General features: G+C 57.2%; 20 protein-coding genes. 12 read left to right on the top strand and 8 right to left on the bottom strand.

What is annotated here, in order from left to right; translation table 11 throughout:
* Nucleotides 1-17: 17 nt before the first annotated feature.
* Nucleotides 18-1,688: a flotillin family protein gene (locus DK510_RS11065; protein WP_109312137.1), complete on the bottom strand. Its 1,671-nt coding sequence runs from the start codon at nt 1,686-1,688 to the stop codon at nt 18-20.
* A gap of 34 nt (nt 1,689-1,722) precedes the next feature.
* Nucleotides 1,723-2,439: an OB-fold-containig protein gene (locus DK510_RS11060; protein WP_109312190.1), complete on the bottom strand. Its 717-nt coding sequence runs from the start codon at nt 2,437-2,439 to the stop codon at nt 1,723-1,725.
* Between the two features lie 256 nt (nt 2,440-2,695).
* Between DK510_RS11060 and metG the strand changes: the two genes are divergently transcribed.
* The 3 genes from metG to DK510_RS11045 all read left to right on the top strand — a co-directional run bounded on the left by metG (nt 2,696) and on the right by DK510_RS11045 (nt 9,024).
* Nucleotides 2,696-4,441, top strand: coding sequence for a methionine--tRNA ligase (metG, locus tag DK510_RS11055; protein WP_109312136.1), 1,746 nt, complete (start codon nt 2,696-2,698; stop codon nt 4,439-4,441).
* A 275-nt stretch (nt 4,442-4,716) separates the two neighbouring features.
* Nucleotides 4,717-5,883: an efflux RND transporter periplasmic adaptor subunit gene (locus DK510_RS11050; RefSeq protein WP_109312135.1), complete on the top strand. Its 1,167-nt coding sequence runs from the start codon at nt 4,717-4,719 to the stop codon at nt 5,881-5,883.
* 3 nt (nt 5,884-5,886) lie between these two features.
* Nucleotides 5,887-9,024, top strand: coding sequence for an efflux RND transporter permease subunit (locus DK510_RS11045; protein ID WP_109312134.1), 3,138 nt, complete (start codon nt 5,887-5,889; stop codon nt 9,022-9,024).
* 48 nt (nt 9,025-9,072) lie between these two features.
* Here the strand turns inward: DK510_RS11045 and glpD are convergent, their stop codons facing one another.
* Complete coding sequence (gene glpD / locus DK510_RS11040; protein WP_109312189.1) at nt 9,073-10,665, bottom strand: glycerol-3-phosphate dehydrogenase; 1,593 nt, start codon at nt 10,663-10,665, stop codon at nt 9,073-9,075.
* Between the two features lie 193 nt (nt 10,666-10,858).
* Between glpD and DK510_RS11035 the strand changes: the two genes are divergently transcribed.
* From DK510_RS11035 to DK510_RS11015, 6 genes are all read left to right on the top strand, one after another.
* Nucleotides 10,859-11,620, top strand: coding sequence for a DeoR/GlpR family DNA-binding transcription regulator (locus DK510_RS11035; RefSeq protein WP_109312133.1), 762 nt, complete (start codon nt 10,859-10,861; stop codon nt 11,618-11,620).
* 115 nt (nt 11,621-11,735) lie between these two features.
* A complete protein-coding gene (locus DK510_RS22965; protein WP_199528470.1) occupies nt 11,736-11,891 on the top strand; it encodes a DUF5993 family protein in 156 nt (51 codons plus the stop codon).
* Between the two features lie 9 nt (nt 11,892-11,900).
* Complete coding sequence (locus DK510_RS11030) at nt 11,901-12,470, top strand: disulfide bond formation protein B (protein ID WP_109312188.1); 570 nt, start codon at nt 11,901-11,903, stop codon at nt 12,468-12,470.
* Nucleotides 12,471-12,504: 34 nt separating this feature from the next.
* Nucleotides 12,505-12,867, top strand: coding sequence for a DUF3302 domain-containing protein (locus tag DK510_RS11025; protein WP_058273813.1), 363 nt, complete (start codon nt 12,505-12,507; stop codon nt 12,865-12,867).
* A 21-nt stretch (nt 12,868-12,888) separates the two neighbouring features.
* On the top strand, nt 12,889-14,034 hold the full coding sequence (locus DK510_RS11020) for an HlyD family secretion protein (protein WP_058273814.1): 1,146 nt from the start codon (nt 12,889-12,891) through the stop codon (nt 14,032-14,034).
* An 11-nt stretch (nt 14,035-14,045) separates the two neighbouring features.
* The gene (locus DK510_RS11015) at nt 14,046-15,608 is read left to right on the top strand and encodes an efflux transporter outer membrane subunit (protein ID WP_109312187.1); all 1,563 of its coding nucleotides are present in this window, start codon (nt 14,046-14,048) and stop codon (nt 15,606-15,608) included.
* Nucleotides 15,609-15,611: 3 nt separating this feature from the next.
* Here the strand turns inward: DK510_RS11015 and mprF are convergent, their stop codons facing one another.
* Nucleotides 15,612-18,221 (bottom strand): bifunctional lysylphosphatidylglycerol flippase/synthetase MprF, encoded by a 2,610-nt coding sequence (gene mprF, locus DK510_RS11010; RefSeq protein ID WP_109312132.1) that lies wholly within the window; start codon nt 18,219-18,221, stop codon nt 15,612-15,614.
* Nucleotides 18,222-18,319: 98 nt separating this feature from the next.
* Nucleotides 18,320-18,748 carry an Lrp/AsnC family transcriptional regulator gene (locus tag DK510_RS11005; protein WP_058277712.1) on the bottom strand — a complete coding sequence of 143 codons (429 nt, stop codon included), beginning with the start codon at nt 18,746-18,748 and terminating at the stop codon, nt 18,320-18,322.
* A gap of 86 nt (nt 18,749-18,834) precedes the next feature.
* Here DK510_RS11005 and rocF point away from each other — a divergent pair, with 86 nt between their 5' ends.
* Both rocF and DK510_RS10995 read left to right on the top strand, forming a co-directional pair.
* On the top strand, nt 18,835-19,755 hold the full coding sequence (gene rocF / locus DK510_RS11000) for an arginase (protein ID WP_109312131.1): 921 nt from the start codon (nt 18,835-18,837) through the stop codon (nt 19,753-19,755).
* Nucleotides 19,755-20,798, top strand: coding sequence for an ornithine cyclodeaminase (locus DK510_RS10995; protein WP_109312130.1), 1,044 nt, complete (start codon nt 19,755-19,757; stop codon nt 20,796-20,798). The genes rocF and DK510_RS10995 overlap by 1 nt, the downstream gene beginning before the upstream one ends.
* 52 nt (nt 20,799-20,850) lie before the next feature.
* Here the strand turns inward: DK510_RS10995 and DK510_RS10990 are convergent, their stop codons facing one another.
* The 3 genes from DK510_RS10990 to dctP all read right to left on the bottom strand — a co-directional run bounded on the left by DK510_RS10990 (nt 20,851) and on the right by dctP (nt 23,967).
* Nucleotides 20,851-22,254: a TRAP transporter large permease gene (locus DK510_RS10990; RefSeq protein WP_109312129.1), complete on the bottom strand. Its 1,404-nt coding sequence runs from the start codon at nt 22,252-22,254 to the stop codon at nt 20,851-20,853.
* A 3-nt stretch (nt 22,255-22,257) separates the two neighbouring features.
* Nucleotides 22,258-22,887 carry a TRAP transporter small permease gene (locus DK510_RS10985; RefSeq protein ID WP_058273821.1) on the bottom strand — a complete coding sequence of 210 codons (630 nt, stop codon included), beginning with the start codon at nt 22,885-22,887 and terminating at the stop codon, nt 22,258-22,260.
* Nucleotides 22,888-22,950: 63 nt separating this feature from the next.
* Complete coding sequence (dctP, locus tag DK510_RS10980; RefSeq protein WP_109312128.1) at nt 22,951-23,967, bottom strand: TRAP transporter substrate-binding protein DctP; 1,017 nt, start codon at nt 23,965-23,967, stop codon at nt 22,951-22,953.
* A gap of 426 nt (nt 23,968-24,393) precedes the next feature.
* Between dctP and acs the strand changes: the two genes are divergently transcribed.
* Entirely contained in the window at nt 24,394-26,358 is a 1,965-nt protein-coding gene (acs, locus tag DK510_RS10975) for an acetate--CoA ligase (RefSeq protein WP_109312127.1), read from the top strand.
* Nucleotides 26,359-26,363: the final 5 nt, after the last annotated feature.

The raw sequence follows: 26,363 nt of genomic DNA, 5'->3' as shown, positions 1-26,363 counted from the left end.
ACCCCGGCCCCTTTCGATTAGTGTTCTGTCCGCGATCCTTTTTCGATCACGCCGCCTTCTTCGGCAGGTTCAACCGTCGATTCAAGCGCACCGTTGACGACACCCCCGACACCGTTTTCCATCGACAAGCCCAGTTCTTCACCCAGCTTCTTGAGCGCCGGCATCTGCACGGCCATACCCATAATCGAGTCCAGAGCCTGATTGACGACCGGCTTGTCACCGTTCGATGCGCCGCCGCCATTGGTGCCACCGATACCGCCAACCTGATGGATCTTGATCGAGTCGATCTTCTCAGCTGGTTTAACCATCTCCGCGATGATCGACGGCATGGTTTCGATCCGCGCCAAATCAACCTTCATGCGGATCTGATCAACTGACAGTACGTTATCTGCTTCGACGATCGCACGCTTACCTTCAGCTTCGGCCAGCATGTCGTTCTTCTTGGCCTCGGCGCGGATGTTCAGAGCGTCCGCTTCGGCCTGCGCCTCTTCACGGCGGGCTTCGGCGCGGTCAGCAGCGGCCTCTTTGTCAGCTTGCGCAGCCAGTCGGATCGCGGTTGCCTGACGCTCGGCCTCACGTGTGGCTTCGATCAGTGCGATCTGCTTGATACGCTCGGCCTCGGCCACCTTCTGCGCGGTCGCCACGGCTTCGGTCGCTTTGGTTGCCTCGGCACGGGCAAGATCGGCAGATGCACGGGCGCGGCTTTCCTCTTCGGATTTCTGCGCGATGATGATCTGGCGCTCTTGCTCGGCGACTTCCAGTTCACGCTCTTTCGAGATTTCGGCCTCGCGGATTTTACGCTCACGCTCGATGTCTGCGGCGCGAATGGCTTCTTCACGTCCGATCCGTGCGCGTTCCGTTTCGCGTACCGAGTCTTCGGTCCGGGCTGCAACCTCGGCCTCTTGCGCCACGCGCAGCGTTTCGATCTGCTGCGTCTGCTCGATGCGCGCCTGCTCTTCGTCCTTTTCGATCAACAGCTTCTGACGCTGAGCTTCCATCGCTGCACGGCGCACTTCGACTTCGGCATCGGCATCAATCTGCGCACGCTCTTTCTTTGAGGTCGCAATCACCTCGGCCAATTTGCGCATACCCACAGCGTTAAAGGCGTTGTTCTCGTCCAGCGCCTCAAACGGCGTCTGGTCCAATGCAGTCAGCGAAACAGATTCCAGGGACAGACCGTTCTTTAGAAGGTCTTCGGACACCGCATTCTGCACCTCTTGCACAAAGTCAGCGCGGTTTTCGTGCAGACCGTCCATCGTCATCTGGGCCGCAACAGCGCGCAGACCGTCGATCAATTTGCCTTCGATCATTTCCCGTAGCTGTTCGACGTCGAATGTACGGTCGCCAAGGGTTTGCGCAGCACGTGCGATGCCCTCTTCTGTCGCCATGACAGAAACGTAGAACTCGACGCCCACGTCCACGCGCATCCGGTCCTTGGTGATCAGGGCGGCCTCACCGCTGCGCTGAACCTCAAGGCGCAGGGTTTTCATGTTGACGGGGCTGACTTCGTGCAGCAACGGCACGACGATGACGCCACCATCCATGATGACTTTCTTACCGCCAGCACCGGTTTTCACCAGGCTGATCTCTCGGGTCGCGCGGCGGTAAAGACGGCCAAGCACAAGGCCGATAAACAAAACTACTGCCAGAATGGTCACAACTGTGACGGCTAGGAATGTGAGTTCCATGCAAAATCCTCCGTGATGGGGTTAGAAATTTTGGTTATTCAGACATGCCGACCAGAACGAACCGGTCGCGCCGTCGGTCGCGCAGCACAAGCACATCGGTGCCCTGCTCAAGCGTGTCCTTGTCCTGCAACGGCTCGGCGCGCAGGTAGTGGGTATTGCCAAATCGATCCATGACGCGCACCTCGGCGGGGCGTCCGCGCGAAGCGGTACCTTGGGTGATCACGCCACGGCGACGGGCAAGCAGGCGCTCCGACATCGCCTCGGTCTCGGTCTTGGGCAGCAGACGAGCAAAGATGCCGCCAAAGCCACGTGCAAACCACAGGCCAAAGGCACCGGCGGGAATCGCGGCCATCCAAGGCGGAAGGTCAAAGCCTAACAGGTCGCGCAGCGTCAGTTGCAGGCCCATACCGGACAAACCGAAGCCTGCCAGCAGAACCACCAGCCAGATCATGAACGGTACTTTGCCGATCCCCAGCCACGCTAAAGGTCCCGCAGAGACCGCGCCTGGCGCGTCTGCCTCGATCTCGGCCAATTCGAAATCGCCCAGATCCATGTCGGCATCAATATCCAGACCGAAATCACCGACATCCAGATCGGGGGCATCCACAACATCCAGATCGACATCGCCCTCGCCCGCCATAAGGCTTCCACCCAGGACCAATGCGATCAGTTCCAGCACAAGCAGGCCGAACAGAAGCGCAAGCGCCAAAGTGAAGGGCACAAATGCACCCTCAAGCAGAAAGTCGAACATCAGTTGTTTGCCCTCGTTATTGTATACTGTGGTATACATGATAGATGGGAAGTCATTGCGGAAATTCAAGAGTTTGCGATTCCAATTTACAACTCTGAGGTATTGCATGCGGAGAATACGATGCAATCCAAGGCTGCAACTCAGGCCGATTTTCCCGGCGACCCGTGCCTAAAATGACGTCCGAACCAAAGCCGGGGTTTTGCTGGCCGGTTACATAATGTAGACGGGCGCGCAGACAGTTACGCGGAAACGGAACATGGCTCGGATTCTCATCACCTCAGCGATCCCTTACATCAACGGGATCAAGCACCTCGGTAACCTGATCGGCTCGCAATTGCCGGCTGATCTGTACGCGCGCTACCTGCGTGGCCGGGGGAACGAGGTCATGTTCCTTTGCGCCACGGACGAACACGGCACACCTGCCGAGCTGGCCGCAGCGAAAGCGGGCAAGCCAGTGGCAGAATACTGCGCAGATATGTATGAGGTTCAGGCAGACATCGCCAAGCGTTTTGGTATGAGCTTTGATCATTTTGGCCGTTCTTCCAGTGAGCAGAACAAGACGCTGACCCAGCATTTTGCCGGAAAGCTGGACGATGCAGGGCTGATCCGCGAAGTCAGCGAAAAACAGGTCTATTCCAACGCCGATGGCCGCTTTCTTCCTGACCGCTACATTGAAGGTACCTGCCCCAACTGCGGTTATGAACGTGCGCGGGGCGACCAGTGTGAAAACTGCACCAAACAGCTGGACCCGACCGATTTGATCGAACCGCGCTCGGCCATATCCGGATCGACCGATCTGGAGGTGCGCGAGACCAAGCACCTTTACCTGCGTCAATCTGCGATGAAAGATCAGCTGGACGCGTGGATCGACAGCAAGAAAGATTGGCCGATCCTCACCACCTCGATTGCCAAGAAGTGGCTGCATGACGGTGACGGCCTGCAAGACCGCGGCATCACCCGCGATCTGGATTGGGGTGTACCGGTCAAGAAGGGAGATCAGGACTGGCCCGGCATGGAAGGCAAGGTCTTCTACGTCTGGTTCGACGCGCCGATCGAATACATCGCTTGCGCCAAGGAATGGGCGAATGCCAACGGCAGGACCGAGGCCGACTGGGAGCGCTGGTGGCGCACCGACAAAGGAGCGGATGATGTCCGTTATGTCCAGTTCATGGGCAAGGACAATGTGCCCTTCCACACCCTTTCCTTCCCAGCAACGATTTTGGGCACCAATACGTACAACGAAGAATCTGGGTCATCCGAACGTTGGAAGCTTGTCGACTACATTAAGTCGTTCAACTACCTGAACTACGATGGTGGTCAATTCTCGACCAGCCAGGGCCGTGGTGTGTTCATGGATCAGGCGTTGGAAATCCTGCCGGCCGACTACTGGCGTTGGTGGCTTTTGAGCCATGCGCCCGAAAGCAGCGACAGCGAATTCACGTGGGAGAACTTCCAGCAGTCGGTGAACAAGGACCTCGCGGATGTTCTGGGTAACTTTGTCAGCCGCATTACAAAGTTTTGCCGCTCTAAGTTTGGTGAGGCAGTTCCTGAAGGTGGCGCTTATGGCGACCGCGAGCAAGCGCTGATTGATGAGCTGTCCAAACGAGTCCGCGCCTATGAAGCGCATATGGAGGCGATGGAGGTTCGCAAATCCGCGCAGGAACTGCGAGCGATCTGGGTTGCGGGCAACGAATACCTGCAGGCTGCCGCCCCGTGGTCGACCTTCAAGGAAGACCCTGAACAGGCCGCCGCTCAGGTGCGTCTGGGCCTGAATCTGATCCGCCTCTACGCCGTACTCAGCGCACCGTTCATCCCAGAAGCCTCAGCCAAGATGCTGAGCGCAATGAACACTTTGGACACCAGCTGGCCTGACGATGTTGCTGCCGCGCTGGACGCCCTGCCCTCCGGTCACACGTTCACGGTGCCGGACGTTCTGTTCGCCAAGATCACGGACGAACAGCGCGAAGACTGGCAATCCAGGTTCGCTGGACAGCGCGACTGATATTTTGGATCACGACACCTAGTTACGGAGGCCATTTGGCCTCCGTTTTCATTTAAAATGGGGCAAAAACCGGGTTTGGGCGCCAAAACTCCATAGGATCTTGGCGTAAGTCCGCTTGAAACCGGAATAATTTCCGGGCGCACCACCCGGCTGACGCATTCAAGAAGCTTGAGATAAAGTTCCAAAACGGCCATCCTGCCAAGAAATCAGCACGACTCGTCGAGGCAACAGAGCCGCCCCGGCGCAATATCCTTAGGTCTAATGAGGCGCCCGCCATGTCCCTTGCATTAAAGAATTCTTTCTTCCGACACAGAGGTCCGGTCTTGGCCATCGCGGCCCTGACTAGTTTGGGCGTCTCGTTCACGGCGCTGGCCCAGGATCAAAGCGACGCGCCGCCGCCGAAAGTGTCTATTGCAGCGGCCTATACCGAAGAAATTACCGATGAGGCCGTGTTCATCGGGCGCGCCGAGGCCATTAACAAGGTGGATGTTGTTGCCCGCGTGAACGGCTTTCTTGAAACTCAGGATGTGGAAGACGGTGCGCTTATCAAAAAAGACGACCTGTTGTTCACCATCGAACCCGATCTTTATGAGGCGACCCTGGAGGCCCGGAAAGCCGATCTGGACCGGGCGGAGGCTAATCTGGAGCTTGCCAAGGTCGATCTGGCCCGAAAGGAAGAGCTGTACAAACGCGATGCCACCCCGGAGTCCGAGCGTGACATCGCCCGCGCCAATGAACTGGTCGCCGAGGCCGAGGTCAAGGCCGCCCACGCTGCCATCCAACAAGCCGAGTTGGACCTGAGTTACACCGAGATCCACGCGCCGTTTGACGGGCGGATTGGACGTGTGGAAACCAGCGTAGGCGACGTTGTAGGGCCGACAAATCCTCCGCTCGTCAACCTGGTAAGCGAAGCTCCGATTTATGTAAATTTCTCTTTAAACGAAAAACAATTTACCTCGGTCCTCGAACAGGTTGGAGAGAGCGCAGCTTCACTTGCTGAAAGCAACAAAAGCCCGAATGTACACCTGACCCTGCCCAACGGAACCAAGCTCGACGAAACAGGTGAGATTGTTTTTGTGGACAACCGCATCGACCCTCTGACAGGTGCGATCACCGTCCGCGCTGAGTTCCCTAACACCGATCGGTATATCATCGACGGCCAATTCCTGAGCGTTCAAATCGAAGCATTGGAACCGACCCTTCAGGTGCTGGTCCCTCAGGCCGCATTGCAGCGCGATCAGCGCGGTGAGTTCGTGCTGGTGGTGAATGACAAGCAGATGGTCGAACAGCGCTACATCACAACCGGCGACGTGGTTGGGACAGCGATTATTGTGACGGACGGTCTGCGCGAAGGTGAAAGCGTGATCGTTGAGGGCCTGCAGCGGGTTCGCCCGGGCGTTGCGGTGGATGCCGTCGTCGCCTCTGAACAGCCGGGAGAATAACGGATGTTCTCAGCCCTGTTCATTAGCCGGCCCAAGCTGGCCCTAGTTATTTCGCTTGTCCTAACGATCATGGGCGGCATCGGCTATTTGGTTCTGCCGGTCGCTCAGTTCCCGGACATTACGCCACCGGTGGTCAGCGTGACGACCACCTATACCGGCGCCAACGCCGAAACCGTGGAAAACACCGTCGCCGCACCGATCGAGGCGCAGGTCAACGGTGTGGACGACATGATCTACATGACGTCGACCTCGGCAGATAATGGATCCTATTCGCTCAACGTCACATTCGAAGTGGGCACCGACCCGGACATCGCCTCAGTCAACGTGCAGAACCGCGTTGCTCAGGCCATGTCGTCCCTGCCTGCCGAAGTGACCTCATCTGGTGTGGTCACTCAAAAAGCATCCACCAACATGCTGTTGCTGGTGACGCTGACCTCGCCGAATGAGACGTATGACAGTGTCTTTCTGTCCAACTATGCTTCGATCAACCTGAAAGACGCGCTGGCGCGTGTTCAGGGTGTGGGTAAAGCAGACGTTCTGACCAATCTGGAATACGCCATGCGGATCTGGATGGACCCGGATCAGATGGCTGCTTTGTCCATCACACCCGGTGACGTGATCAATGCAATTCAGGAACAAAACGTCGAAGTTTCGGCCGGTTCCATCGGCGCTCCTCCGGTCCCGGAAGGGCAGACCTTTCAATACACGATCAAAACCAAGGGCCGCCTGACCTCGGCCGCAGAGTTCGGCGACATTGTCATCCGAACCGGGGATGCCGGTTCAATCGTACGGGTCAAGGACATCGCGCGGGTCGAGCTGGGTGCAGAATATTATGCGGCTTCGGGCTATTTCGACAGTGTCCCGGCCACGGTAATCGGCATTTATCAGGCCCCTGGCGCGAATGCGCTGGCCGTGTCGGACCGTGTCGAGGCCGAGCTTGAGCGGTTGTCCCGAACCTTCCCGACGGATGTGGAATACGCCGTACCTTTCAACACCACTGACTTTGTCAAACAGTCGCTGAATGACGTGGTCTCGACCCTGATCCTGACCTTCATCCTTGTGATCTCGGTGGTGTTTGTCTTCCTCGGAAGCTGGCGCGCGACGATCATTCCGGCGGTTGCGATCCCCGTGTCGTTGATCGGGACATTCGCGTTCTTGCTGCTTTTCGGTATGTCGCTGAACACGATCTCTTTGTTCGCGCTGGTGCTGGCCATCGGGATCGTTGTGGATGACGCGATCGTTGTGGTCGAAAACGTCGAACGGATCATCGCCGACGAAGGCCTTCCACCGGCAGAGGCAACGCGCAAGGCCATGGGGCAGATCACCGGTCCGGTGATTGCAACCACGTTGGTTCTGTTGGCGGTGTTCGTACCAGTCACTTTTATGCCCGGCATCTCGGGACGGCTTTATTCGCAGTTCGCTGTGACAATCTCGACCGCTGTGGTGATCTCGTCAATCAACGCGTTGACACTGTCTCCTGCGTTGTGCGGTCTGGTGTTGCAAGCACGGTCCGGCCCGCCAAAAGGGTTGTTGGCGGTGTTCGAAAACTTCATCGGTAGCGTTCGCAGTGGTTATGTCGCCATCGTACGCAAATTGCTGATCCTGCCGATCATCGGTCTGGGCATCATCGTAGCGCTGGCCATGGGCACAGGTACGATCATGTCCAACACTTCGAGTGGTTTCCTTCCGCTGGAAGACAACGGATATCTGTTCGTGGATGTGCAACTGCCAGACGCCGCAACGTTGGAACGGACCGAAACGGTTACTGCACGTGTCGACACACAGATCCAACAGATCCCCGGCGTCGCCAGCACAGTTCTGATCAACGGGTTCTCGATCCTGAACGGTACGACAACAAACGGTGCCGCGATCTTTGTGAACCTCGACAACTGGGATGAACGGAAAGAGGATGACCTGAGCGCTGATGCAATCCTGCAGAAAGTTCTGGCGATTGCCTATGGTGAAACTGCCGCATCGATAATCGCGTTCAACCCCCCCCCCATTCAGGGTCTGGGCAACTCGGCAGGTGTGGAGATGGAGGTGCAGCAGACCGGAGGCGGCACGCCTCAGGATCTTGCGTCCGCAGTTGGTTCATTCGTCTATTCGGCCAACCAACGACCAGAAATCGGTCAGGCCTACACCACATTCCGGGCCAACGTTCCTCAGTTGTTTGTGGATCTGGATCGAGAAAAGGCCAAGACGCTGCAAGTCTCGGTGGCTGAGGTATTCCAGACGATGCAGGCGCAGTTGGGGTCCTACTATGTAAACGACTTCAACTTGTTCGGGCGCGTGTATCGCGTGATGATCCAGGCCGACGGTTCTTATCGCGATAATGTCGACGATATCTCAAACCTGTATGTGCGCTCGACAAAGGGGGAGATGGTGCCTCTGGGTACGCTCATTGATGTCGAAAACGTACTGGGTCCGGTCCTGCTGAAACGTCACAACCTGTTCCGTTCGGCGACCGTAACGGCGGTTCCGGCGCCTGGGTTATCCACTGGTGACGCGATCAATGTCATGACCGAGGAATCCACGACCGCCCTGCCCCCGGGCTATGCCTTTGAATGGACCGGGACCGCGCAGCAACAATTGGCGACCGGTGGTCTGGTAGTGATCATCCTCGGTCTGGCGATCCTGTTCGGATACCTCTTCCTTGTAGGGCAATACGAGAGTTGGACCTTGCCAGTGTCGATCCTGCTATCGGTGATCGTCGCCTTGTTCGGGGCGGTGGCGGCCGTGGCTATCGTGGGCAGCGACATCAACCTCTATACGCAGATCGGGATGATCATGCTTGTGGGGTTGGCCTCGAAGAACGGTATTCTGATCGTTGAATTCGCGATGGAACAACGCGCCAAGGGGTTGTCGGTCAAAGACGCCGCAGCCGAGGCTGCCTTTCAGCGTTTCCGCGCAGTGATGATGACGGCCCTGTCCTTCCTGCTGGGAGTTGTGCCGCTTCTGGCGGCCAGCGGCGCGGGTGCCGCCAGTCAGAAGGCCATCGGTGTCGCCGTGTTCGGCGGGATGCTGGCAGCTACTCTGGTCGGCGTGATCCTAGTACCGGTCCTTTACGCCCTGCTGCAGGGGATGCGGGAATGGATCAAGGGAACCAAAGACGATCCGGGCCCATCAGAAGAGGCCGCGTGATCCAAAACAACAGCCCCGCCAAACTGGCGGGGCTTTTTACTTTTTTGGTCAGGCGTTCACTGCGACGGGTTCGGTTTTGCGATCCATCCAGCCTTGAATATCAGCGATCTGCTCGGCACTTAACCGCAGACCCATCTTGTTTCTGCGCCAGACAACATCTTCGGCCGTGCGCGCATATTCCTTATCCACCAGCCACGCCAGTTCCCGCGCGGTAAGCGTTGCGCCGAAGTCCTCGCCCAGATCTGATATGGACTTGGCGTCGCCCAAAATTGTCTTGGCCTCAGTGCCATAGGCGCGAACCAGACGTTGCGCCCAGACACGGTCCAGAAACGGGTAGTCGGCCAACATTGCCTCGACCAAATCCGGTACGCCACCAACTGGAAAATCGCCGCCCGGAAGCGAAATGCCTGCAGTCCAGGGGCCGGGAAGATCAGGGAAATGCTCGGACACTTTGTCCATCGCACTCTCGGCGAGGCGTCGATAGGTGGTGATCTTGCCACCAAAGACATTCAGAACAGGCGCCCCACCCTGCGCGTCAACTTTCAGGGTGTAATCCCGCGTCGCCGCAGTGGCGCTGCTGGCCCCGTCGTCATACAACGGACGCACACCAGAATAAGTCCACACGATGTCATCGCGCGTAACCGGTTTCTGGAAATACTTCGATGCAAATGCGCACAGATAGTCCTGCTCGGTCTCCGTACAGATCGGGGGCTCTGCCGGGTCTGGGTGATCCTGGTCCGTTGTGCCGATCAGCGTAAAATCGCGCTCATACGGAATGGCGAAAATGATGCGCCCGTCTTCACCTTGGAAGAAATAGCACTTGTCGTGATCATAGAGCTTTGGCGTCACGATATGGCTGCCGCGCACCAGCCGCACACCTTCGCGAGAGTTGATGTGGATCTTGGTCTGGATGATGTCCCCAACCCAGGGGCCACCCGCGTTGATCAGCATTTTGGCATGCACCACCCGCGTTTCGCCGCTCTGCTTATCACGGATGGTGATCTCCCACAGATCATCGACACGTTTGGCCGCCAGAACTTCGGTCCGTACCAGAATATTCGCCCCACGTGCCTCAGCATCGCGGGCATTCAGCACCACCAGCCGTGAATCCTCGATCCAGCAATCGGAATACTCGTAGGCCGTGTGAAACTTGTTCTGCAACGGCCCGCCTTCCGGCGCGCTTTGCAAATCCAGTGAGCTTGTCCCCGGCAGGATTTTGCGCCCCCCCAGATGGTCATACATAAACAGGCCCAGACGGATCAGCCACGCCGGGCGCCGTCCCTTCATCCAAGGCATTACGGTGCTGAGAAGTCGCGAGGTCGGCGTTTCAGAATCGAACCGCATATCCTTGTGATACGGCAATACAAACCGCATCGGCCAGCTGATATGCGGCATCGCCCGCAGTAGTGTTTCACGCTCGATCAACGCCTCGCGCACCAGACGGAATTCGAAATACTCCAGATACCGCAAGCCGCCATGAAACAGCTTGGTCGAGGCCGATGACGTCGCCGAAGCAAGATCGTTCATCTCGGCCAATGTCACGGACAATCCGCGCCCGGCCGCATCGCGCGCTATTCCGCACCCGTTAATCCCACCACCAATGATGAAAAGGTCCGTGACCTTGTCCGTGTGCCGTTCCATGTCCGGATGATTCTCTTTGTTGGAAAAACCGGGCTCATTAACCCGATGAACGCGCGTTTCGTCAATGTTTACTTTCGTTTTTTTTCGTTTTATCACCACAAATCGAAGTGTTTCAAAAGTGTGGCCAAACAGATCTCTTGGAAACCCTCCGAAATTAGAACAAAAACGAACCCACACCGTTTCGGAGCCGACCATGTCCCTTTCCTTTCGCCAGTCAGACATCCTGAACATCGCCAGACAGGATGGCCGTGTGATGGTGGATGACTTGGCCGCTCAGTTCGGGGTCACGGTTCAGACCATTCGCCGCGATCTGTCTGAGCTGGCGGATCTGGGGAAACTGGACCGGGTTCATGGCGGGGCCGTCATTCGCTCGGGCGTTTCCAATATTGGCTATGAGGATCGCCGCGCCCTGAACGATGAGGCCAAAGCGCGTATTGCCTCGGCCTGCGCCCGAGACATCCCGGACGGCGCGTCGGTTTTCATGAACATCGGCACTTCGACCGAGGCGGTTGCGCGCCAATTGGTGAACCACAAGAACCTGATGGTCGTCACCAACAACATGAATGTCGCCAATATTCTGGCCGAGAACACCGATTGCGAAATCGTCGTCGCGGGTGGTGTCCTGCGCAGATCGGATGGCGGTTTGGTGGGTAATCTGACAGTCGCGACCATCCGGCACTTCAAGTTCGACTATGCGGTCATCGGCTGCTCAGCACTTGATGAAGATGGCGACCTACTGGATTTCGACTTTCAAGAGGTCCAGGTCAGCCAGACGATCCTGGCCCAGACACGGCGCACCTTTCTTGTTGCCGATCATTCAAAGTTTCAGCGTGCAGCCCCCGCGCGTATCACCTCATTGGCTGAGATCGACACGTTCTACACCGACCGGCCTCTGACGGACCGCCTAAGCAAGAGGTGTCAGGCGTGGAAGACCGATCTGCGCGTGTGCCAATAGCCCCCTAAGTAGTTCTCCTAAAAGGTGAACTTGGCAAGAGTCTTCTTGCCAGACCTCCCTGCGCCTGACAGTATCGCCACATTGCGTTCGTTGCACGGAAGGGGAGAACCGGGCCATGATAGCGCTTTTATTTGCGTTACTTACAGCCACCATGGGGCTGAATTATTTTCGACAAACAACGGCAGCCAATGCGCTGTTTTTCTTCACGCTGGCGTTGAGTGTGTACTGGCTGAAATTCCACGCCACCAGCCAACTGACAATCCAGTTGTAGGGGGCGATGATGACACCAGAACTGTCCCGAACCCTTAACGCCATAGGCATGCTGGCCGTCAGTCTAGTGCTGCTTTTGGCCTTTGTTTACCAACTGACGCTATACGAACTGCCCTGCCCGCTTTGCCTGCTGCAGCGCGTTGGCTTTGTCGCCGTGGGCGTCGGGCTGGGGTTGAACCTGCTATACGGCGCGCGGCCGCAGCACTATGCGTTGATGTTAATCGCAGCGCTTTATGGCGGCAGCGTATCGGTGCGCCAGATCCTTCTGCATATCGTTCCCGGCACGGGTCATTACGGCTCGCCCGTGTTGGGGCTGCACTATTACACGTGGGCGGCCATTTGTTTTTTTCTGATCCTGCTGGGCACAGCGGTTATGCTGCTGTTTGATCGTCAATACGCTGACGACACTTCGGATCAGCCGCGGTTCGGCGGAAGCACACTGGTTAAAACGGCCTTTTTCGTCATGTTCGGTCTGGCGGTTCTGAATGCCGGTTCGACACTGCTTGAATGTGGTCCTGGTATTTGCGCCGACCCGCCAACCAGCTACAAAGTGATTGACGAACTGGGCTCCAACAATTGAGGATGGGAAAACCTTCCCGAACGGAGGCACGAAGATGGGGTTACTTGGGCAGCCGCTTGGCTACTATGACTACCTGACATTTGTTGCGTTGATCTTGCTGCTGGCCGCCGTCATGGCACTATTCCTATTCGTGATGGGACTGCCCGGCCGCATCGCAATTAAACGCAATCACCCTCATGCCGAGGCGATAAAGATCATGGGGTGGATGGGATTTCTCGCCATCGTTCCCTGGGTTCATGCTTTCATCTGGGCGTTCCACGATGGAACGGTGGTCGATATCCGCCGTATGCCCGATGATGAGCGTGAGGCGGTTCGCAAAGAAATCAAGCGTTTGGGCGGTGAGTTGACGGAAGAATACCGCGACCCGTTAGACCCCGAAGAGACGAAAAAAAGCTAAGGCCAAAGGAAACTACAAAATATGTTTGTCGCCCTCGGCATTACGCTGTTCTACATCATTTTCGTCTGGCTTATCTTCTTCAAGTTCCAGTGGCTGAAGTTCAACATCATGTGGGGCATCGTATCCTTCTGGGTCGGTGCGCACCTGCTGTTGATCTTTCTTGTCGCCCTTCGGTTCTTTCAGCCGTTCTCTATCGACAGCCACGTGGTCCGCTCAACCATCCAGATCGTCCCACGGCTGACCGAACCGACGATATTGACTGAGGTACTGGTCGAGCCAAATACCGAAGTCACAAAGGGCGATCCCCTGTATCGGTTCGACGACACTGTGTTCGCGCTTGAGGTTGAGGAAGCCACAGCGCAACTGGTCGCGGCCGAGCAGAACGCCAAGATCCTTGAACAGGACGTCATTGCCGCAGGGGAAGCCATTGAGCGCGCCAACGCTCAACTTGCCTACGCACAGACGCAGCAAGCCCGATACGAAAACCTCGTACCCGCAGGTGGTGCGCGGCAGGACGAGCTAGATCGCTGGAACGAACAGGTGACTGAGGATCAGGCTCAGGTCAAAGAGGCCACGGCAAATCTGGAAAAAGCTCAGCTTGCGCTGGATTCTCAGATTGACGGCGTGAACACCGGCATCCTTCAGGCACAGGCGCAATTAGACAAGGCCCAGTATTTTCTGGACAACACAACGATCTACGCCCCCGAAGACGGCATGATCGTGTCCCAACAGGCGCGTCCCGGTCTGGTCGTCGGCGATATCCGTCTGGGCGCCATTGCCAGTTTTGTCACCAAAGATAACCCTTATATTCTTGCGACCTACCGACAGCAGAACCTGAAATTTGTCGAGGTTGGCCAACCCGTTGAAGTTGCTCTTGATCTGTATCCTGGTGAAATCCTGACCGGCAAGGTCGAGGCAATCTGGTGGGCAACCCGACAAGGTCAGTACTTGCCGTCTGGCCGCCTGCCCGGGTTTGAGCTGCCAAAACTCCCCGGACGCATTGCCGTGCAAATCTCGGTCGATATCCCGGATGGGCACACCTTCCCTGCCGGTGGTCACGCGGCCGTGGCGATTTATACCGGTCAGGGCAAAAGCTTTGAGTTCCTGCGGCGGATCAACATTCGTCTCTATTCCTTCGCCAACTTCATTCGACCACTGGATATCTAAGGACGCATATGATGACCCGGGCCAGATTATACCGCCGACTGATGGGCACGGCCCTATGCGCCGCGCTGCTGGTCGGCTGCGCACCAGTTGGCCCGGATTTCGTGCGCCCAAGCTCTCCGGTCGTGAAGCAATGGATCGAGGTCAATAGCCCAAGCACTGGTCAAAGCGGTCTGACCTCGCGCAGCGCTCCGGTGGTGAAATGGTGGCAGACCTTCAATGACCCCACCCTCAATAAACTGATCGCCGAGGCCTATGCACAGAACCTTGATCTGCAGGTTGCCGGTGCGCGCGTTCTGCAGGCACGCGCGCAGTTGGGCATTGCGTTTGGCGAGCTGTATCCGCAATCACAGGCCATCGGCGCATCCATCGAACGCCGTCAGGTCAGCGACAACCTCGGACCGATTTCCGATATCCGCCGGATCATTCCGTTGGACACCGAGTTTTCAACCTCGCAAGTCGGGTTTGATGCCCAATGGGAACTGGACGTGTGGGGCCAGCAACGTCGTGGCGTTCAGGCCGCGCGATCCAATCTTGCGCTGCAAGTGGCCAATTATGATGACGCACTTGTCACCCTGACCGGCGATGTCGCAGCGCTTTATGTCAACATTCGTGCCTTGCAGGAGTCGCTGGCAGTGGCGCGCGACAACATCCAGTTGCAACAGGAATCCGCAGATCTGACCCAATTGCGGTTTGACAATGGCGTGACAACCGAGCTGGACGTGCAGGAATCCACAGCCCTGCTGAACAATACCAAGGCCTTGGTCCCAGAGATTGAAAGTGATTTTCAACAGGCCAAGAATGCTTTAGCCGTGCTGCTGGGAACCACCCCTTCCCGCATGACCAGCCTACTAGGCAATTCCGGGCGGATCCCCTCTGCGCGTACAAATGTGTCCGTTGGCGTTCCCGCCGAGCTTCTGCGTCGCCGTCCGGACGTTCGCGCAGCCGAACTGGCCGCCGCCACGCAATCGGCGCAGGTCGGGATCGCTTTGGCCGACCTTTATCCGCAATTCATCCTGTCGGGTGCAATTGGTCTGCAGGCCTCGGGCGGGCAGGATTTGTTTTCAGCAGGCAGCAACACCGGGCTCGCGAATGCTGGCGTGGTCTGGAACGTGCTGAACTATGGCCGGATCAAAAACAACGTCCGCGCGCAGGATGCGGCCTATCAGGCGTTGATCGCCAATTACCAGAACACCGTCCTGACCGCCTATTCCGAGGTTGAAAGCGCCATGGTGGCCTATGCCCAATCTCGCAAGCAAGTTGGCTTCTATGAAAAAAGCGTCGCGGCGTCGCGCAAAGCAGCTGATATCGCCATCGATCAGTACCGGGACGGAATTGCCAGCTATTCGCGTATCCTGAACACCCAAACAGCCCTGCTGCGGTCTCAGGCTAATTTGATTCAGGCCCGCCAGCAGGTTTCCAGCAATCTGGTTGCGGTTTACAAGGGATTGGGTGGCGGTTGGCAGATCCGGCAGAACCAGGAATTCCTACCAGAAACCGTTCTGGCCGAAATGGCATATCGCACGGATTGGGGCGATCTTCTGGAGAAAACCCCAACCCGCGCCAGTCTGAACTGAGTGTTACTTCGTCAGCCCGCGCAAACCGCCTGAAATCAGGATGTTCACCTCGTACAGAATACGTGGTGCTGCCAGACCACCGGGGCTGGCGAGGTAATTCGGGCTCCATTCCGGATCGAACTTCTGCTTGAAGGATCGCAGCCCTTCGAAGTGATAGAACTGCTCGCCGTGCTCATATACGAACCCTCCGACGCGGTTCCAGAAAGACGCCAGTTGCCGGTTCTCGATTCCCGAAAACGGTGCCGCCCCCAGCGAGAACCAATGGAACCCCTGCTCTGCCCCCCAGGTCATCATCTCGGCAAACAAGGCATCCATGATAAAGTTCGACCCGTCCGGCTCATACCGCATCAGGTCCAACGACAATTCGGACTTGTTCCCGCCTTGGAAGAGGTTGGCGAAGGCGACGATCTTTCCCGTATCTGCCTTCTTCAGCACCGCGAAATCGAAATAGGACAGGTATTCATCGTCAAACCCGCCCAAGGCGAACCCCTTCTCTTCGCCCGCCTTATGCTCCAGCCAATCGTCTGAAATCTTGCGCAATTCGGGCAACAAAGGACCCACTTTGTCCTTCGGTATGATCTCGAATACATACCCTTCGCGTTCGGCCCGGTTCTTGGCCTGACGGAACCGCTTGCGAGATTTACCGTCCAGCGAGAAATCTTTCAACGGCACGCGCGCGACCTCTCCGATCTTCAGAATAGACAGGCCCAGATCCAGAAACGTCGGCAGGTACTTAGTTGATACGCTGTAGAAAGCGCACAACTTGCCCTCACGGTCCGCCATTTCGCGCAATTGCCAGATCAGTTGCTTTCCGGCGGTTTCATCCCCAACCGGCTCCCCCTTGGTGATCAGTGCATTGCCTGTGTCGGCATAGGCCAGAAATGCGTCATCGTCCGGTGAAATCAGGAATTGCTTGTCGCCGGTCAGTGAAATCTGCGACTCGGTGTCTTCGCTTTCCATGACCAGGCGCTCAACAACCTCGGGGATCTCCGTCCGGACCGGTTCCGGAACCTCGCGCCCGAACAAAGAATTCACGGCCACCACGCCAAGAATAACCGCCACCACAAGACTGGATCGCAAAAAGCGTGAGGCGTCACCGTTCCACGCGAACTCCCACCACAAAGCGTTCTGATATTCGACATGCGAATAGGAAAACAGCCCGACCCAAAAGACGACCAAAAGCAAGGCGACCACGCTGACCAGCCACGGGATGTTCAGGCGGAATATCGATGCCCCGCTGACGCGGTAAAACGCCCCGCGAAACGTAGCCAGCAAGGCGATTGTGCCCAACATGCTGATCGCTTCGTGCGTATCGAGACCCTTGGTCAGCGATGCGACGAACCCGGCAACCATCAGCAGCATGGCCACTATCCATGCGCGGTACAGCTTGCGGAACAGGCCGCGTGAAACAAGGATCAGTAGAACTCCGACAGCGCTTCCGGCAAGATGCGAAGCTTCAACGAAGGACAAAGGCAGAAAGTCCCGCAATGCGCTAAGGTTCTCGCTGCCTGCAGGCAACGCCCCGGACACCAGCAGAATGACACCCGCCACAGCTGCGACACCGGCCGCGACCATCGGCACAATCGGACGGATCACGCGGTAAACCCACGTGGCGGCTCCGCTGATGTGATGTCGGTGCGTCAGGGCTGAAGCCACCGCGATGGACAGCGTCGCAATGGCGAACGGCAGGAAGGTATAGACCAACCGGTAAAGCAACAGGGCCGCGATCACGTCAGACCGACCCGAGGCCCCTAGCCCGGCGATTAAAGTTGCCTCAAACGCGCCAATTCCGCCCGGAGCGTGGCTGAGGATTCCGACTGCAATAGCGCCAATGTAGATTGTGAAGAAGAACGGAAACCCGACCCCCAGGTCATCCGGCATCAACACGTACAGTGTCATTGACGCCCCAAACAGGTCGCCCACAGCCGCCAGCGTCAGCAATCCCGGCAACTTGCCGCCCGGCAAATTGAAGCCCAAACCGCCGGTGGCCAGCCTGCGTCCGCCCTTGGAGAGCCAAATGAACAAGGCTGCAAAACCAACAAGCAGGCACAGCCCTATCACGGTTTCGACCGTGTCACTTATGGGCAGAACCTTGGACACCCCGTCTGGGTGAAAGGTCAGCAACCCGCCCAGTAGCAGAATGAAACCTGACCAAAATGCGATCCACGATGTAGCAATCACTCCCGCAACCCGACCCAGATCAAGACCCAGAGACGCATAGATCCGATACCGGATCGCCGTGCCAGTGATGTAGGAAAACCCAAGGCAATTGGACACGGCGTAGCCACAGGCCCCAGCCATGCCTGCGACAGGCAAAGGGACCTCGCCATCTGCCACACTTTGCACGGCAAACACATCGTAAAGTGAGAGAGATAAAAAGCTGACAGCCGTCCAGCACAGGGCGAAAAACATCAGTTCCCACGATGTATTCGCGACGTCGGTTTTTACATCAGCCCATTTGACGTGCGAAGACAGCTCGTGCAGGACGGTCAGGGCAATAAGCGTGACCAAAATCGGTATCGCGATCCGGACAAGGGGCTTTTCAAGAAACCCCGAAACCCGTTCGGCCAGGCGTACAGCCCAGAGTTCTTCGACATTTTCATGAGTTGCCATGCTTTGTCCCTGCTCTCAGGCTCGATCACACTCTGCACGATCGAAACGCGCAAGCCGACTTTTGCACATTTTCGTTCAGGCTCAAAGCACTACGGGGGTCACAACCGACCTTTGCGGGTGGACAGCAGCAGGTTGGTCTCGGACTTAGTGATCCCCTCCATACGGCGAATCTGGAACAGCACCTCGTCCAGCTCGGCCAGTGTTTCGGTCCAGATTTCGGCGATCAGATCCCAGCTGCCGTTTGTGGAGTGAACGGCACGCACCTGGCGCATGGCGGCAATTCGGGCCATCGTGCGCTCGGTCCCGCGGCCTTCGATTTCCAGCATCATCAAGCCGCGCACCGGGCTTTGCGCCACGTCCTGACGGGTGAGTACCGTAAACCCAACAATCTCTCCGGATTGTTTGAGGCGCTGCAGGCGGCTGCGAACCGTAGTGCGCGTCACACCCAGCGTTTCGGCGAGCTCGGACAGGGACGCCCTTGCATCCCGGTGCAAGGCGCTGAGCAACCTGCTATCCAAATCGTCCATGACTGCTTCTCATTTCGTTTATCCGAATGCCATTTTGAACATTTTGCCGTCTTTTCGCAAGCCATCACGAGGGTCTAGATAGTCATATGGATACGCAAAATGTAATATTGGTTGGCGCACCAATGGACGCAGGTAAGCGTCGTCAGGGGTGCCGCATGGGCCCGGACGCCTACCGGGTGGCCGGTCTGGAACAAGCTCTGACTGACCTCGGGCACCAAGTGTCGGATATCGGCAATGTCAGCGCCGATCCGTCAGATGTACCGGAACATCCACACCTTGTGGCGCTGCCCGAGTGCATCGGCTGGACCAGCGCCCTGAGCCGCGCCGCACAGGAAACCGCGCCGAACGGACTGCCGATTTTTATGGGCGGCGATCACGCTTTGTCCATGGGCACAGTTGCCGGGATGGCAGCACATGCCGACGGGATCGGGCGACCATTATTTGTGCTTTGGCTTGACGCCCATAGTGACTTTCATACACCTGACAGCACCGGCAGCGGCAACCTGCACGGCACACCGGTTGCCTATTTCACCGGGCAACCCGGGTTTGACGCCTTTCCTCCGCTGGCTGCGCCGATTCCAACGGATCAAGTAGGGATGATTGGTCTGCGTTCCGTGGACCCCGCTGAACGTGCACGATTGGAACAGGATCAGGCCATGCTGGCAGACATGCGCAGCATTGATGAGCACGGCATCAAGGCACCTTTGATCGCGTTCCTCGACCGAGTACGCGCAGCAAACGGTATCCTGCACGTCTCGCTGGACGTCGACTTTCTGGACCCTTCAATTGCGCCTGCCGTTGGCACCACTGTTCCCGGCGGCGCGACCGAACGCGAAGCCCATCTGGCGATGGAACTGCTGCACGAAAGCGGCCTAGTCTGCTCGCTGGATCTGGTGGAACTGAACCCGTTCCTGGATGAACGTGGACGAACCGCAAAACTGATGGTCGATTTGGCCGCGTCCCTGTTGGGCCGCCGAATCTTCGACCGCCCGACCCGGAGTTTCTGATGACCCAACCTTCTGACAAGGCGCTTGTGCCCTTCGTTTCCGTCGACAATATGATGCGGCTGGTGCACCACATCGGTGTCGAACGGATGATCACCCAGATCGCCGCCCAGATCGAATCCGACTTCAAACGATGGGAGAGCTTTGACAAGACCCCTCGCATTCCGGCGCATTCTCCCCATGGCGTAATCGAACTGATGCCGACCTCGGATGGTGAGGCCTACGGGTTTAAATACGTCAACGGACACCCCAAGAACACGTCCGAGGGCCTGCAGACCGTGACAGCCTTTGGCCTTCTGGCCGACGTCTATACCGGCTACCCTACGCTTTTGACCGAGATGACGATGCTAACCGCCCTCCGCACGGCGGCAACCTCGGCCCTTGTCGGCAGTTATCTGGCACCCAAGTCATCGCGTGTTATGGCGATGATTGGGAATGGCGCTCAGTCCGAGTTCCAATGCCTGGCGTTCAAGGCCATGTGCGGGATCGACACTGTGCGCCTTTACGATACCGATCATGCGGCCACCGAAAAATGCGCGTCAAACCTCAAGAATTCCGGTCTGACGGTCGTGCTTTGCAAAACACCCGAGGACGCCATCGAGGGCGCGCAGATCATCACCACCTGCACAGCGGATAAGAAATATGCCACGATCCTGACCGACAACATGGTTGGACCGGGCGTGCATATCAACGCCATTGGCGGAGACTGTCCCGGCAAGACCGAGTTGCACCGAGACATCCTTCTGCGGTCTGAGATCTTTGTCGAATACCCCGAACAAACACGCATCGAGGGCGAGATCCAGGCCTTGGCCGAGGATCACCCAGTGACCGAATTGTGGCAGGTCATGACCGGTCAGGCCAAGGGCCGGCGCGACGACCGACAGATCACTCTTTTTGATAGCGTTGGCTTCGCGATCGAGGATTTCTCGGCCTTGTGCTACGTCCAGTCTGCCATTAAAGGCACTGATTTCTTTGAACCTTTGGACATGTTGGCAGATCCGGATGATCCGCGGGATCTGTATGGAATGCTGATGCGGGCGAGCTGAAGAACCCGCACTTCACGTCGACTGGCCCCCGGTTCACCACCGGGGGCTTTTTCTACCCGGCCAATGACGGCAGGTAGAGTACGATACCGGGAAACGCCACGAGCAGCGCGATCGTTACGCCGTCGGCGATGAAGAACGGCGTAACGCCTTTGAACACGTCCTGAACGCTCAGATCCGGGCGCACCCCTGCAACCACGAAACAATTCAGGCCAATAGGGGGCGTGATCAGGCAAAACTCGGCCATTTTCACCACCAGAATACCAAACCAGATCGCACACATCGGACCTGACATGCCAAAAGCGCTCTCGGCGGCACTGACTGTCTCCCCCCCGTTCAGGGCCATGACCGCCGGATAGACGACTGGTAATGTCAGCAACAGCATCCCGATAGCATCCATGAACATGCCCAAGACCGCATAGGCGAGCAGGATACAGATCAGGATCAGCATCGGCGACATTTCCAACGAAGTGATCCAGTCCGAAAACGCGCCCGGAAGATCGGCAAACCCCAGAAACCGTACGTAGATCAGCACCCCCCAGATGATCGTGAAGATCATGGCCGTCAGTTTGGCGGTTTCCAGCAGCGCCGATTTCAGCTCGGGCCACCGCATCCCGTGGAAAAGGGCAAAACAGAAGACGATGAAGGCACCGATTGCTCCGCCTTCGGTTGGAGTGCCCCAAGCCTTTTCTCCAAACGGGTTATAGACAAAGCAAATGATGATCAGGATTACAGCGACAATCGGAAACGCGCCCGGCAGCGACGCAAAACGCTGCTTCCAGGTGAAACCTGTTACCGGTGGACCAACGTTTTTGAATACAACCGCGATGCCGACGATAAGCAGACCGTACACAACGGCCGAAAATGCACCGGGGATAAACCCGGCAAGCAGCAGTTTGCCCACATCCTGTTCCACGATGATCGCATAGATCACAAGGATCGCGGATGGCGGGATAAGGGATGCAAGTGTACCGCCCGCTGCGACCACTCCGGCTGCGAATTGCTTGTTGTAACCGACTTTCAGCATCTCGGGGATAGCGATCCGGGCGAACACAGCCGAGGTCGCCACCGACGCGCCAGAAACGGCCGCGAACCCGGCTGTAGCGAACACAGTCGAAACCGCGAGCCCTCCGGGCACCCACGCAACCCAACGTTTAGCGGCCTCGAACAACGCGCGAGTCAGCCCTGCGTAATAGGCCAGATAACCGATCAAGATAAAGGTGGGGATCAGGCTGAGTGTATGGGCCGCAACCTTGGAATGGGGCACCTGCCCCGCCGTCTTGACCGCGACGGTTAGTGCTTTGCCGAAGCGATCAGGATCGTATCCAAACTTGGCCCAGAAAATCCAAACCAACCCGACCAGCCCCGCAAGAGCCGCCGCGAAGGCCACGCGCATTCCGGTCACAACCAGAACCAGCAGGCCACCCGTGACCCACAGGCCAATCTCAATCGATTCCATGCGCTAGTCCTGCCCTTCGAATTGTTCGGCTTCGGCAGCGGCCTGAGCAGCCGCATCCTGTATCAGTGGAACGGCTACGGGGCTTTCGGCCCCTACGATCAGCGCGCGACCATATCCCCAAACCTGAAGTAACAGCCGTAGGCAAAGCACCGAGAACGCCACAGGTGCCAGCAGTTTGGCCGGCCAAAGCGGGATACCGATGTCGATTGAACTGTCCCGGCTCCACATCGGCGCGCCAAAGTCGAACGAGCGGTCAAAATGGGACCAACTGCCCCAGACCAAGGCCAGCATCAGAACCAGGATCAGAAGAACCGAAATAAGCTCGAACAGCCACAGCGCCCGGCCGTGCAGGCGTGAGATGACGATGTCCATCCGTATATGACCGCCATCGCGCTGAACATATGAAATGCCCAGAAAAGCAATCAGCGGCATCGCCTGTTCGATCCAGTCGACATATCCCGGCAAAGGTGCGTTAATCGCATTGCGTCCGCTGACCGAGACCACCGCCAGAACCATAAGACTGAACACGGCAAGGCCGCTGATCAGAGCCAGAAACCGCTCTAACCTCAACAACTTACGGTCCAAAGAACTCAGGAGGCTGTTGTCTTCAAGCACCGTGGCCTGTCCTGCCATTGCGGTGTTCCCCTGTATTTTTATTGGTGTCCGGATGCCCCGATGGGCATCCGGATTATGTGCTTAGTTACCGCTGCGTTGTTGTTCCAGCGTGGACTGGACCAGATCATACAGATCCTGTGCAGGAATACCCTGAGCGGACATATCCTCAATCCACTGTGCCCGGATGGGATCGGCAGCTTTGGTGCGGAACTCTGCGATTACCGCATCATCGATCTGTACCTTTGCGACGCCCTTTTCGTCCAAAACACTGTCCCACTGATCCAGCAGCGATCCATAATTGGCCAGATAGTGATCAATCGCTTCGTCGATCGAACTGTCCAGTGCCTCGCGATGCTCAGCTGGCAGTGCCTCATAGGAATCGATATTGACCACAACCGGGCAATTCACAGTGCCAGGGTTCAGGTTGGCCGTCCACCAATCCGCTTCGTTGATCGTGCCAAAAGACAGGTGCGCGTGCTGAGCAAAGGCAACCGTGTCAACGACACCGGACTCCATTGCGTTAAAGGCCTCGGTTGCAGGAACCGAAGTCGGCACACCACCTACCGCCTCGAATGCCTTGCCCAGACCACCTGTGGCGCGGACACGCATGCCTTCGAACTCGGCAAGTTCGTCACGCGGGTCGCCGGTTCCGACAATATTGTACTGCGGCATCGGTGATGTCATGATGATACGCGCGTTCCACTGCGCCATCTCATCTTTGACGGCAGGGTGATCGTAAACCGCATGGCTGACGGCAACTTCCTCATCCAGGTTGTTCACGCCCAGGAACGGCAGTTCCAGAACGGTGATCGCGCGGTTTTTGTCGCGATGATACCCGGCACAGAACTGCGCCATCTCAAACGCACCAATTTCGATTCCATCCAGATTTTCGCGCGGCTTGGACAGGCCACCATAGCTGACATTGATGGTGAAATCGCCGTTTGTCTTTTCGCTGACCAACTCAGACAGTTTCTCAACATGCTCGGTGAACGCACGACGTTTGCCCCAGACCGAAGCATTCCATTCAGTTGCGGCTGCCTCGGACACGAACGCAACACACAAGGCGGCCACAGCAGAGCCGCTCAAGATCTTTTTCATACTGATTTCTCCCTTTGTTGCACCCCTTACCGAGGCGCTTGGCGTCAAAGCTAGCGCCAACATCAGAATGTGCCAACCCCTGGTCAACATTCCTGACCAACTGGGAATGGCGCCGTTGAGCGCTAACAACCGAAAGGTGAGTCACAGATGCAATTTAGTTGTACCCGGGCAGCTTATTTCCATGGAAATTTTCATTACAGACAAGGCAATGTAAAAAAGCTACTTTCCCCGATGATGATCTCTTTCTTTACAAAATCACTCTAGGTCAAAAAAAAAATTTACAAACTAATCGTGAGAAATCGGTAATTTATTTCCTTGTTTTCAGCTCTCCGTATTATTGCGCATAAGGAGGAAACAGATCGACATCGCCAGTTCAGCAGGCAAAATCGGTCTGATTCAATATGATCCAGAGGGAGGAGCCTCAGAATGACAACCGCTGCCCAGGCAGAAGCCAATACCTTTCCGCCGTCCGCCGAAACCGTGGCCCGCACGCATGTTAACGCTGAAAAATACACTGAGATGTATGCGGCTTCGATCAACGATCCCGTCGCGTTCTGGGACGAACAAGGCAAGCGGATCGACTGGATCAAGCCCTACACACAGGTCAAAGACGTAAACTATGATTTCGGCTCGGTCGGAATCAACTGGTACGCAGACGGCACGCTGAACGTTTCGGCCAACTGCCTGGACCGCCATCTGAAGACCCGCGGCGATCAAACTGCGATCATCTGGGAACCGGATGATCCAAAAGACGAAGCGCAGCACATCACCTATGCTGAGTTGCACCGCCGGACCTGCCGGATGGCAAACATTCTGGAATCGCTGGGCGTGCGTAAGGGCGACCGCGTCGTGATCTATATGCCGATGATCCCCGAGGCCGCCTATGCCATGCTGGCCTGCGCGCGTATTGGCGCGATCCATTCGATCGTCTTTGCGGGTTTCTCACCAGACGCTCTGGCGGCGCGCGTCAATGGCTGCGACGCAAAGGTTGTCATCACCGCCGACGAGGCCCCGCGAGGCGGCCGCAAGACTGCGCTGAAATCCAATGCGGATGCTGCTCTTCTGCATTGCAAAGACACAGTGAAATGCCTGGTGGTCAAGCGCACCGGTGGTCAGACCACATGGATCGACGGCCGCGACTATGATTACAATGAAATGGCGCTTGAGGCCGATGACTACTGCGCCCCTGCTGAGATGAGCGCCGAAGACCCGCTGTTCATCCTCTACACCTCCGGCTCGACCGGACAACCCAAGGGTGTGGTACATACCACTGGCGGCTATCTGGTTTTCGCATCGCTGACCCATGAGATCACCTTCGATTACCACGAGGGCGATGTGTATTGGTGCACTGCTGACGTGGGCTGGGTCACAGGCCACAGCTATATCGTCTACGGCCCGCTGGCCAACGGCGCAACTACACTGATGTTCGAAGGCGTTCCAACCTACCCCGACGCAGGCCGTTTCTGGGAGGTGTGCGCCAAGCACAAGGTGAACCAGTTCTACACCGCACCAACCGCAATCCGCGCGTTGATGGGACAAGGCAACGAGTGGGTCGAGAAGCATGATCTGAGCGACCTCAAACTACTGGGCACCGTGGGCGAACCGATCAACCCTGAAGCCTGGAACTGGTACAATGAGGTCGTCGGTAAAGGAAATTGCCCCATCGTTGACACGTGGTGGCAGACCGAGACCGGCGGTCACCTGATGACACCCCTGCCCGGTGCACACGCGATGAAGCCTGGTGCCGCGATGAAGCCTTTCTTTGGCATTCAGCCCGTGGTTCTGGACCCGCAATCAGGCATCGAGATCAACGGCAACGGCGTCGAAGGTGTTCTGTGTATCAAGGACAGCTGGCCCGGCCAAATGCGCACCGTCTGGGGTGATCATGAACGGTTCGAGAAGACCTATTTCTCGGACTACAAAGGTTACTACTTCACCGGTGACGGCTGCCGTCGTGACGAGGATGGTGATTACTGGATCACCGGTCGCGTTGACGATGTGATCAACGTCTCGGGCCACCGTATGGGGACCGCCGAAGTTGAAAGCGCGCTTGTAGCGCATGCCGCCGTGGCCGAGGCCGCCGTGGTCGGATATCCCCATGAGATCAAAGGGCAAGGCATCTACTGCTATGTCACTCTGATGAATGACCGTGAGCCGTCGGATGATTTACTGAAAGAGCTGCGCACATGGGTCCGGACCGAGATCGGCCCGATTGCATCACCTGACGTAATCCAGTGGGCGCCCGGCCTGCCCAAGACCCGCTCGGGCAAAATCATGCGCCGTATCCTGCGCAAGATCGCCGAGAACGACTTTGGCGCATTGGGCGACACTTCGACATTGGCTGATCCGTCGGTGGTCGAAGACCTGATCGAAAACCGTGCGAACAAGTGAGGATG

The organism is Ruegeria sp. AU67 (assembly GCF_900312795.1).
In the GTDB taxonomy this organism is placed as follows: Bacteria; Pseudomonadota; Alphaproteobacteria; order Rhodobacterales; family Rhodobacteraceae; genus Ruegeria; species Ruegeria atlantica.
Note: the sequence above shows the minus strand (reverse complement) of the source record. Positions and strands in the feature narration are given on the sequence as shown.

Excerpts from the sequence above, each read along its gene's own strand:
- DK510_RS11065 (WP_109312137.1), bottom strand. The coding sequence starts at position 1,688 with ATGGAACTCACATTCCTAGCCGTCACAGTTGTGACCATTCTGGCAGTA.
- DK510_RS11050 (WP_109312135.1), top strand. The coding sequence starts at position 4,717 with ATGTCCCTTGCATTAAAGAATTCTTTCTTCCGACACAGAGGTCCGGTC.
- DK510_RS11045 (WP_109312134.1), top strand. The coding sequence starts at position 5,887 with ATGTTCTCAGCCCTGTTCATTAGCCGGCCCAAGCTGGCCCTAGTTATT.
- DK510_RS11030 (WP_109312188.1), top strand. The coding sequence starts at position 11,901 with ATGACACCAGAACTGTCCCGAACCCTTAACGCCATAGGCATGCTGGCC.
- acs (WP_109312127.1), top strand. The coding sequence starts at position 24,394 with ATGACAACCGCTGCCCAGGCAGAAGCCAATACCTTTCCGCCGTCCGCC.
- metG (WP_109312136.1), top strand. The coding sequence starts at position 2,696 with ATGGCTCGGATTCTCATCACCTCAGCGATCCCTTACATCAACGGGATC.
- DK510_RS11005 (WP_058277712.1), bottom strand. The coding sequence starts at position 18,748 with ATGGACGATTTGGATAGCAGGTTGCTCAGCGCCTTGCACCGGGATGCA.
- DK510_RS11015 (WP_109312187.1), top strand. The coding sequence starts at position 14,046 with ATGACCCGGGCCAGATTATACCGCCGACTGATGGGCACGGCCCTATGC.
- DK510_RS11025 (WP_058273813.1), top strand. The coding sequence starts at position 12,505 with ATGGGGTTACTTGGGCAGCCGCTTGGCTACTATGACTACCTGACATTT.
- DK510_RS11060 (WP_109312190.1), bottom strand. The coding sequence starts at position 2,439 with ATGTTCGACTTTCTGCTTGAGGGTGCATTTGTGCCCTTCACTTTGGCG.
- DK510_RS10985 (WP_058273821.1), bottom strand. The coding sequence starts at position 22,887 with ATGGCAGGACAGGCCACGGTGCTTGAAGACAACAGCCTCCTGAGTTCT.
- mprF (WP_109312132.1), bottom strand. The coding sequence starts at position 18,221 with ATGGCAACTCATGAAAATGTCGAAGAACTCTGGGCTGTACGCCTGGCC.
- DK510_RS10990 (WP_109312129.1), bottom strand. The coding sequence starts at position 22,254 with ATGGAATCGATTGAGATTGGCCTGTGGGTCACGGGTGGCCTGCTGGTT.
- DK510_RS11035 (WP_109312133.1), top strand. The coding sequence starts at position 10,859 with ATGTCCCTTTCCTTTCGCCAGTCAGACATCCTGAACATCGCCAGACAG.
- DK510_RS22965 (WP_199528470.1), top strand. The coding sequence starts at position 11,736 with ATGATAGCGCTTTTATTTGCGTTACTTACAGCCACCATGGGGCTGAAT.
- DK510_RS11020 (WP_058273814.1), top strand. The coding sequence starts at position 12,889 with ATGTTTGTCGCCCTCGGCATTACGCTGTTCTACATCATTTTCGTCTGG.
- rocF (WP_109312131.1), top strand. The coding sequence starts at position 18,835 with ATGGATACGCAAAATGTAATATTGGTTGGCGCACCAATGGACGCAGGT.
- glpD (WP_109312189.1), bottom strand. The coding sequence starts at position 10,665 with ATGGAACGGCACACGGACAAGGTCACGGACCTTTTCATCATTGGTGGT.
- dctP (WP_109312128.1), bottom strand. The coding sequence starts at position 23,967 with ATGAAAAAGATCTTGAGCGGCTCTGCTGTGGCCGCCTTGTGTGTTGCG.
- DK510_RS10995 (WP_109312130.1), top strand. The coding sequence starts at position 19,755 with ATGACCCAACCTTCTGACAAGGCGCTTGTGCCCTTCGTTTCCGTCGAC.